Origin of the sequence: Thermotoga sp. (assembly GCF_021162145.1) — a bacterium.
Lineage (GTDB): Bacteria > Thermotogota > Thermotogae > Thermotogales > Thermotogaceae > Thermotoga.
This window is the reverse complement of sequence record NZ_JAGGZH010000046.1, coordinates 1-8384: the sequence shown is the minus strand read 5'-3', so window position 1 is coordinate 8384 and position 8384 is coordinate 1. Positions and strand designations below refer to the sequence as shown.

At 40.1% G+C, this 8384-nt stretch carries 4 protein-coding genes; all 4 read right to left on the bottom strand.

The window, feature by feature from the left end; genetic code table 11:
* Positions 1–483: 483 nt before the first annotated feature.
* The 4 genes from J7K79_RS03775 to J7K79_RS03760 all read right to left on the bottom strand — a co-directional run bounded on the left by J7K79_RS03775 (position 484) and on the right by J7K79_RS03760 (position 8010).
* Positions 484–4851, bottom strand: coding sequence for a hypothetical protein (locus tag J7K79_RS03775; RefSeq protein ID WP_296905333.1), 4368 nt, complete (start codon positions 4849–4851; stop codon positions 484–486).
* A 1-nt stretch (position 4852) separates the two neighbouring features.
* The gene (locus tag J7K79_RS03770; RefSeq protein ID WP_296905330.1) at positions 4853–5569 is read right to left on the bottom strand and encodes a DUF6063 family protein; all 717 of its coding nucleotides are present in this window, start codon (positions 5567–5569) and stop codon (positions 4853–4855) included.
* Positions 5559–6962, bottom strand: coding sequence for a hypothetical protein (locus J7K79_RS03765; RefSeq protein ID WP_296905328.1), 1404 nt, complete (start codon positions 6960–6962; stop codon positions 5559–5561). Before J7K79_RS03765 ends, J7K79_RS03770 begins: the two co-directional genes overlap by 11 nt.
* Before the next feature lie 136 nt (positions 6963–7098).
* Positions 7099–8010 (bottom strand): Wadjet anti-phage system protein JetD domain-containing protein, encoded by a 912-nt coding sequence (locus J7K79_RS03760; protein WP_296905326.1) that lies wholly within the window; start codon positions 8008–8010, stop codon positions 7099–7101.
* Positions 8011–8384: the final 374 nt, after the last annotated feature.

Sequence of the window (8384 nt, the reverse complement as noted above, 5' to 3'; positions counted from 1 at the left end):
TTGATACACTTAGGGTGTCTCAAAAATCAGTAACAATCAACAATATCAGCAAGCTTTCTGTGAGGGCTATTGTTCAAGATATTGAACAAAACACGAAGGTTGTATGCCAAAATGACCAAATCCAATCTCGTTTTTGTAATTTCTTATAGCACCATTCGTTTGGGTTTCCTTTCTTGTGTTGGGCTATTTTAACGGTACCGCCATTGGCATTCGGAAGACCCACCCTTTTTCGTGACACCCTATTGATACACTCGCAACTCGAATTTCGTAACTCGGCTTTTGATATACTCGTAACTCGGTGTCAATGTGTTTTCACGCACAACCTACAACCCACAACGTCTTGTCTTTTATCGTCGCTCCATCAATTGACAGCCTGCAAGCGTCGTATTATCATTTGTCAGCGTCTGCAAGCCTTTGCCTCCACGAGTGTCCTGCTTTTCCTCGCTCTCTCCAATCTCGAATTCTCATGTTTTTTCAGACGCGCTACCACAAACTCTCCTGTCTCTCAGAACGGAGTTCTTCTTCAAGAGGAGCTATATCATAATACCCCTTCTCCAAACTTGAGAGTACATAATCTCTGTTTGAATAACTCCTTAGCTTCAAACTGTAAACCACCGGAAAATAATTATAAATCGTTTGCTTGGTGTGATCAGTAAGTGCAATAAGCTGAACCCTATTTTTTTCCAAAATCTGGAAGACATATTCAAGTATGTGGGCTGACGAAGCCTTTCCAAATAAATTATCAGCTATCAGTACCTTCCACGGCTTACTCAGATTACTCTTTTTCTTCCTGATATGACTTATCACAGCGATGAACATAGCAGCATACGCGGCATATTTCTCTCCACCAGACCATTTCTGTATCGAATCCCAGGGTTGCAACGTAGAATGCTCCGCTCTAGCTTCGGGTTTCAATACTCTGACCTTGCATTTGCGCAAATCTGTAATGACATTCAAAAGATTTTTCGAAGAGAGTCTACTCTTAATATAATCAAGTTGCTGGGTTTTCTCATCAGGAATAGTCTTCAATTCTTCTATGCAACGATTTATGTAAATTTCCATCTTTGCATTTACATCCGGCAAATCCCAGGTGTCAAGCTTTATCTGCACTGCTTTCCAACGTTTACCTGCATAATCTATATACGACGACGAATCAATAGCTTCTATCTCTTCTGCAAGTCTCTTTGTTTGCCTTACACAGCTTTCCACAAACTGCTTCTTGTCTTTGTCTTTTTGAGCAAGCTCAGCGCGAATCTGCTTCTCATATTTCGAAATCTGTCCGAATAAATACTCAAAAGTTTCTTTTATCTCAGAATAGGAGAACTGAAAATAGTCTTCATATGTTATTTTGCTTAAAAGCCCGGCAACAATATCACTGTTTACCTCCCCTGACACGGCCATATAATTCCCAACGGCATTCCGAACCCTCTCCTTCGATTCTTCCAGTTGCGAAAAAACCTTTCCAAGAGAATCAATCACCATATCAACCTCATCGCTGATCTTTTCCTTGATCTCCTTCAAACTACGATCTGTAATTCTTTCATTCACCCTGTCAACTTTATAATGCATCATGCTATTACTTACCTTTGCAATAAGCTCTCCTAGCAACTTTTCAAACCTTTCAGATTCCTTTCTTATATCCATCCATCGTTTCTTGTCTGTATCAAGTCTTATTAGATTCTCGCTCGACCTTTCCTCTTGTTCATCAGGTTCTTCCAGCAACATTGGTTCCTTTGAATACTCAGAAACGATACGCTTTTTCATGTTTTCAATATTTCTCTCTTTTTCCCCCAATTCCCCACTAATCTCGGAAGCCTTTTCCCTCAACCCGGTATGCTCATTCTCTAATTCATCGAGTTTCTTTTCCAGGGCTTCTATCTGAATATCCGGAACAACCATAGTGAACTTTACAAAATCTGTCTCTGAAAAACCGAATTTAGACAGCTTCCTTTCCAAAAACTCAATCCTTTTGATATTCTCTCTTATTCGTTCTTCATATTGCTTTATACTTGCACTATGGCTTCCAAGTTCCAATTCCAGTCTCTTATATGAGTCTAGAGCCTCTGTCAAAGATAACGGGACAGGCTTATGCCCCTTTCCCTTCTCCCTGTAAAACTCCCTTTCTTTCCGACGATCCGACAAATCCTTATCCAGAATTGCCTTAAGTGCATGTTTTTCATTGATTTCTTCATCATATTTTGAAATAGTGACATTGTTGTTTTCCAGTTCTTTGTCTATCGCCTTTTCATCTTCTCTGAGTTTTCGCAATTTTCTATCTGCCTCATAAGCCTGCTTCTTGAGTTCAATGAATCTTTCGAACTTAACGATGAGTTCCTCAACATTTGCCCTTTCCGAATCCAATTTCTTCCATTCGTCAGCAATCTCAGATAAACGCTCTTCTGTCGAAATTGCAGCTCGTTTTAACTCATGTTCCCTGTCTTTTAGAGTCTCAAGTTCAGCCTTCAACTCCTCTAATTCAGGCAACCTTAAACTCTCCAGATCCTCTGCATAATCAGCAAAAAATGCGTGTACAATCTCCATGGTACCTCTAAGATTCTCCATTGAACTCTCTATTCTGCTAAGTACCTCTTTGACCCTTTCAATTTTGCTTTCAAGTTCAGCCGCAACAAAATCCAGAGATTCCCGGGAAGAAGCATACTCATGAGCCTTTTGCCAGAAGATATACTGCCCTTCAAATATCTCCAAAAGTCGCCTATTATCAACTAACTCCAGCGAACCCTTTGACAAAAAGATGATAGGAACCGGATAAGAACTGGCAAATTCCTCGACATCAATCGAAAGCTTCGCCAGCTTATTAAATTCCTCCTTGACTACGACCAAAGAAAAAGGCAAAAGAGGAAATCTTTTCAAATACTGTACTCTTTTCTCAACCGACACCCCCTGCAATTTCAACCACTCAGGGCCTGTTCGACAGGAAACGCCGGAATCCTCCAGAAACTTCTTGAGTTTTATAACCTCTTCAGAAGGAACATAAAAATCGTATCTCTCAATCAACTGAAGCTGATTCCTGAGGTCCTGAAGACTCGACTTATTGACAAAACCCTCCTCTTCCAGCTCTTTCTGAAGCTTCTCAAGCTTAAGTTCTATCAGAGACTTCTCCTTAAAAAGATCATCATAAATTATCTCATGCCTTCTTAGAACTTCCCCAACCTGTTTCCTTTTCTTCCTGTATCCCTGTATCTCCTTGTCGATAGTTCCAATCCTCGCTAACAACTCGGGTTTTCTGATCTTTAACCCATCCAGCTCCTCAAGAATCTTTTTTCTTTCCCTTTCAAGCTTGTCTCTTTGAACCTCAAGATTTTTTAACCCTTCAATCAGTCTGCTAAACTTCGAACGCAACTCTTCCAGAGCAACATCCGGCAACAATTGCCAGTGTTCGTTTTTATGATGATCAAACAAAAAATCAGAAAACCTATTCTTTTCCTTTATTTTCATTTCCAGCTTTGTCTTTTCCACCGCAATACCGTTTTTCTTCCTGTTAAGCTCCTGATTCCTTTCGTGAACAAATTTCTTTTTCTTCTCTTTCTCAATCCTTTCTTCTTCAACTTCCCCAAGTCTCTGTTCCAGTTTCTCTATCTCTTCGTTCAACCTTTGATAAATAGTAGCTGCGTAAATCAGCAGCTTTTCCAGTTTCTCTTCCTTTCCGAGATACATATTATCGATACTTTCATTCAAAGCTCTATTCTTTGCTTCCAGATCATTCTTTTCAAACCAAAGATTCACAGCTTTAGAAAGATTCAATTCCCTTTTGGTTTTTTGAATCACTTCATAGAGTTCATCTTTTTTAGAATTGACCTCAAAAAGCTTTTTTCGCTTTTCCTCAACCAGAGCATACTCTCTGGAGTATTTCACTGACTCAAGAAGATATCTGTTTTCCGTTTCATCTCTCTCTATACTCTTCAATTCCTCGTCAATCTCATTGAGCTCTTTAACGACGCTGTTACGCCAGTGTTCAAGAGAATTAGAATACATTGCCAGATTAACCTTTCGCTCCTCAAACTCCCTGCTTGCGTCTTCACGTTCTTTGAAAGCATCAAGAAGCACCTGCCCCTTTTCCCTTACAAGTGCCAAATCCTTCAGGTTTCTTTCCATTTCCGGAATATTCAAAAGCTTATTCTTCAGATTGTTGAAAGCCTCTACCAGATTTCCTTTCTGTTCCCCTGGATTATCGTAGAACAACTCTTCAGCTACCGGAATCAAAAGATTATCCAGAAGCTGATCTGTACTTTGAAGACTATTGAAAAAATCATCTATTCCACCTTCATTGTTATTGGTTTCCTTAATACGTCTCCACTCTTTCTCAAAGAGATTATATGTATTCAATTCCCGAAGATAATCGCTTCTCTTCGAATCACTGTAAAATACCTTAAAATAACTTCCCTTCAAATTCTTCAACAGCTTCAACAACTCATCATAGCTGAGGGGACGTTTATCGTTTACATAAGGAAAATGCTTTATATCATACGGATTCGCTTCCTTATAATGGCTCGTGTACATAAAATACCTCAACCTTCCCGATTCATCGTTTCCCCTGGCAAAACAAAAACCTGTAAGCAAAAAATCAGCCTCGGCCGAATCCAGACACCATTCAATCGCTATATGCCCTGTAAAATTCTTGTTCTGCAAGAGATCCGAAAGGCGTCTCTTATTCAGCCTCTCATTGGGAAGGACTGTCTGAAGCATGAGCTGAACGAGAAGAGTCTTTCCGCCGCCATTTGCCAGGTTAAACAAAGTGTTCTTACCTCCAAAATTAAAAAGCTCATCCGCAAAAACCTTCTTCCCGGCATCGTACCATATATTAACCAGTCTCATTCTCCATATCCTTGGCATCTCAAGGCCTCCCGCCAATCAGCTTCAAAAGCTTTTCCTTCGTTTCCTTACCTGCGTAAAAATTCCTGACTATAAGCTCCGTTTTCCGGGTGATATATATCTCCCTTTCCTGAATCAGATTCACCAACCCCTGAGACTGAAGAAAACCGCAAACCCTCAAAATGAAACTATATCGATTCGTTTTACTGGCCTTCATCCGTTCCAGCTCCCTGTATTCCTCCATAGATTTCCAGTGTTCATAAGCTGCTCTAAAATTGAACCCCGAATCAACTTCCAATTCGTCCATACGAGGTTCTATACTTTCAAAAGAAGCTGAAACAATCCTCTCAAGATCTTTCACCAAAATATATTCCCTGACGACTTCATCCAAAAAATCAGCACCAAAAAATTCCGAAAGCAAACACAAAATCACAAAATAGGCACAGTATAGTTCCGTGTTGTTGTCCAGCCGCATCAATTCTCTCAACTGCTCGTTACTGTAACTAAGATAATCACTATCTGGTTCTGGAACAAGATAAAGCACATCTTCGGATTCCAGCATCTTTGCTTCTGCCATCGGTTCAAATACACTAACAAAAATATCTCTCACTTTCGGATTACTACTGTACTTTTCGAAGAGGTCTATAAAATCCCTTCTTCTCAACTCTCCTTTTTTCTGCAGCAAAAGATAAATCTTGAAAGCTGCTTCAACCTCTTCCCTGGTATAACTATCGTACATTCAGTTCATCCCCTTCAATAACATGAAAACAGTAATTGGTAACCACACAACCGTTCTCAAAACTCAGCTCTTCACAGGTTGCCTGAACCTCGAGGAACCTTTTCTCACTATCCAATTTTTGATTCTCAAAATATTCCAGAAGCAGAAAAGGAAGATTATCTTCAGAATCGAAAATCTTACCCCTGATCTCAGGATCAACTCTCAACTCCACAGGCGAAAGCTGATGCAATCCAACAAGGAAACTGTAAAATTCAGCTCTATTACTAAACTCTTCCCTCTTCTGCTGAGGAAGACCTTCCAAAACCTCTTTGAGAGTATAATCGTTCTTGGACCTCAAAGGCTCAAAAATAACCTCAATATACTCCCTGAACCTCCTGTCTCTCTCCTTTTTCCTTTTCAGTTCCCTTTCCAGCTCCATTTCAAAACTCTGATCCAGAGGCAATTCTTCCTCTTTGAAACCTTCCCTTTCCCGCTGAAGCTTCTGCGGGATAAAGATCCTCATGGGATTGAAGCTCAGGAATCTCGCTGGAGTTAGCAAAGGCTGCAAAAACTTCCTCAGATCATCACCCCGGGTTTCCGAGGCGATCACTTTCTCAAGCACCTCTTTTCTAAAATCGATCTTCGATTGTATAAAATTCTTGATGCTCTCTACCAGGGCTTTCCTGAACTGTTCATCTGTCCGAAGCTTGATTCCAAACAACTTGCTATGCTCATTTATCACAATATCCAGCATATTTGAAATCTCAATGAGTTGGTCAAGATTCTTCTCCTCAATCTCTTCCAGCCTCTCATACAAATATGCCTCCTTTTTTTCTTTGACCAATTCAGAAAGAGCCTGGAATACCTCCTGTTCCCTTTCCAGCTGGTTATATATTTCTTTCACCTGTTTCTGGTAATCTTCTGTTAAAACCCCACCGATATTCATGACCATCCTTCGCCTGAATTTCTCCATCTCATCCATACGGCTTCTAACCTGGGTATACAGTTCCCTGACAGTCTCCAGAGCTTTATCGAAAACACCCCGCTCAATCTGCTGCCTGAAATACAACTGGGAAATACTTATCCTTAACTCCTTATAAATTTCTTTCGTCTTAAAAATTAGGTCAAGTCCCTCATCTGTAAGCTTAAAATGAAGATCCCTGCCACCATGGGACCCATGGTCATAATCAGCTAAACCAATAAGATGAAACCTGTATTTCTTCGTTTTCCCATCTTCCAGATCCAGATATTCAAAGCACCATGGAGAACCGTTATTCCTGAGATGATCCATGAGGAATCGTGCCAATTCCAGGCTTTCCTCTTCAGATAAAATCTTACGATAAATAATTGAAACCTGTTCCCTGAGAAAGGCCGAAAGCTCGGGATAACCACAACGCTCCCTGTTATACAGCATACTTTCCATGATAAAAAGAAGGATAGAAAAGCCAAGAGAAAAAAGATCGAAGTCTTCATACTTTCGAAGATTCTTCAGCTCCAGCAAAGGCTGAAAAATAGCAACACCCTTAGCTCTCTCAGAAAATCCGGATAACTCACCCATTTCCTGTCACCCTATCAAAAAATTCAAAGTTCAACCCCTCCTGGGGTAAATACCTTTTTGAATCAAACAACTTCATTATCCTTTCAGAAGCACCTTTGGGAAAATCCTCAAGAAATCTTGAAAACCTCTCATCACTTACCCTTTGCTTTCCTTTCAATTTTGGAGCTCTGGAAAAACTCGCATTGAGGAGTTCCTCATACAGCTCAACGAAAAGACAAATATTATAATCAGAAAACCTCTCTCTAAAACTCTCGAAGATACTTATCCCCTCAGGGTCAAGATCCCCAAAATAAAACACTTTACAATTATCAGGCATCAAACCAATCTCACGGGCAAATTCAAAACTCTTGATAATCTTTTTCCCCTCACCGTAGACAAGATGAGAAAAATCCCTACTCAGCAATTTCCATCCATTGCTGAAAAAACAACGCTTTATCGTATAAAAAGTATCCTTGTTCTCGATAACAAGCACATTGAACACTCTTTCGGAATAAGCAGAATTACTTGAAAAGAAAAAAGGTTCAGGGGTATGGTAAACATTCAAAAAATCCTCAGAAATCGAAACATTCTGCAAAAACGCATGACCATCCACGCTGGAAAGAAACTTCTCATCGCCAAAAATCTCAAAAGAACGTTCATTTATAGAAGAAGGAACTCTCAAACTTTCTCTATCAGAAGCTTTCAAAAATCTATCCAGCAGCTCAAGAAAACCTCTATCCCTATGCAGCAAGTCCGGCTTTTTCCGATACCTGGAAGTATCTATGGCAGGATCCAGAGAATCAAGAAATTCTCTGCCTTCTACAGATAGTCCTGTTTTTCTCTTACGGTACTTATTATACAGCGAAGGATTCCTACCATTGAAACCTGAATTCCTGACTGGGGAAAGAACTCCGAGAGAAACCAACTCAGAAATCGCTTCATAAAAAGAAAAATAATCAAAAAGACCTCTGGAACGCAAAACCTTTTCCAGCTCAAAACTTTCCACAAAAACTCCACCGTGTTCATCTAGAAACCCCATCAAAATCCTCTTCACATTCATAAAAAAATTATATCATCGTCTATCAAAATTCTTACTTCAAACTTTTGTTCTAATCTTTAGTATCCAACATACATTTTCGCTTAGGATAGTTGTCAGTCGCTTTTTCGCCCATAGGTACTAATCACCGGCGAAGCCGGTCGTACCAACTGCGCAGCAGTTCGCACCAACCACGAAGTAGTTCGAAACAATTCCATAGGAGTTCGTACCACTGGCGTTAGCCAGTCGCACCGAATTTCGAA

Coding starts and splice junctions, on each gene's coding strand:
- J7K79_RS03770 (WP_296905330.1), bottom strand. CDS start 5,569: ATGTACGATAGTTATACCAGGGAAGAGGTTGAAGCAGCTTTCAAGATT.
- J7K79_RS03765 (WP_296905328.1), bottom strand. CDS start 6,962: ATGCTGTATAACAGGGAGCGTTGTGGTTATCCCGAGCTTTCGGCCTTT.
- J7K79_RS03775 (WP_296905333.1), bottom strand. CDS start 4,851: ATGCCAAGGATATGGAGAATGAGACTGGTTAATATATGGTACGATGCC.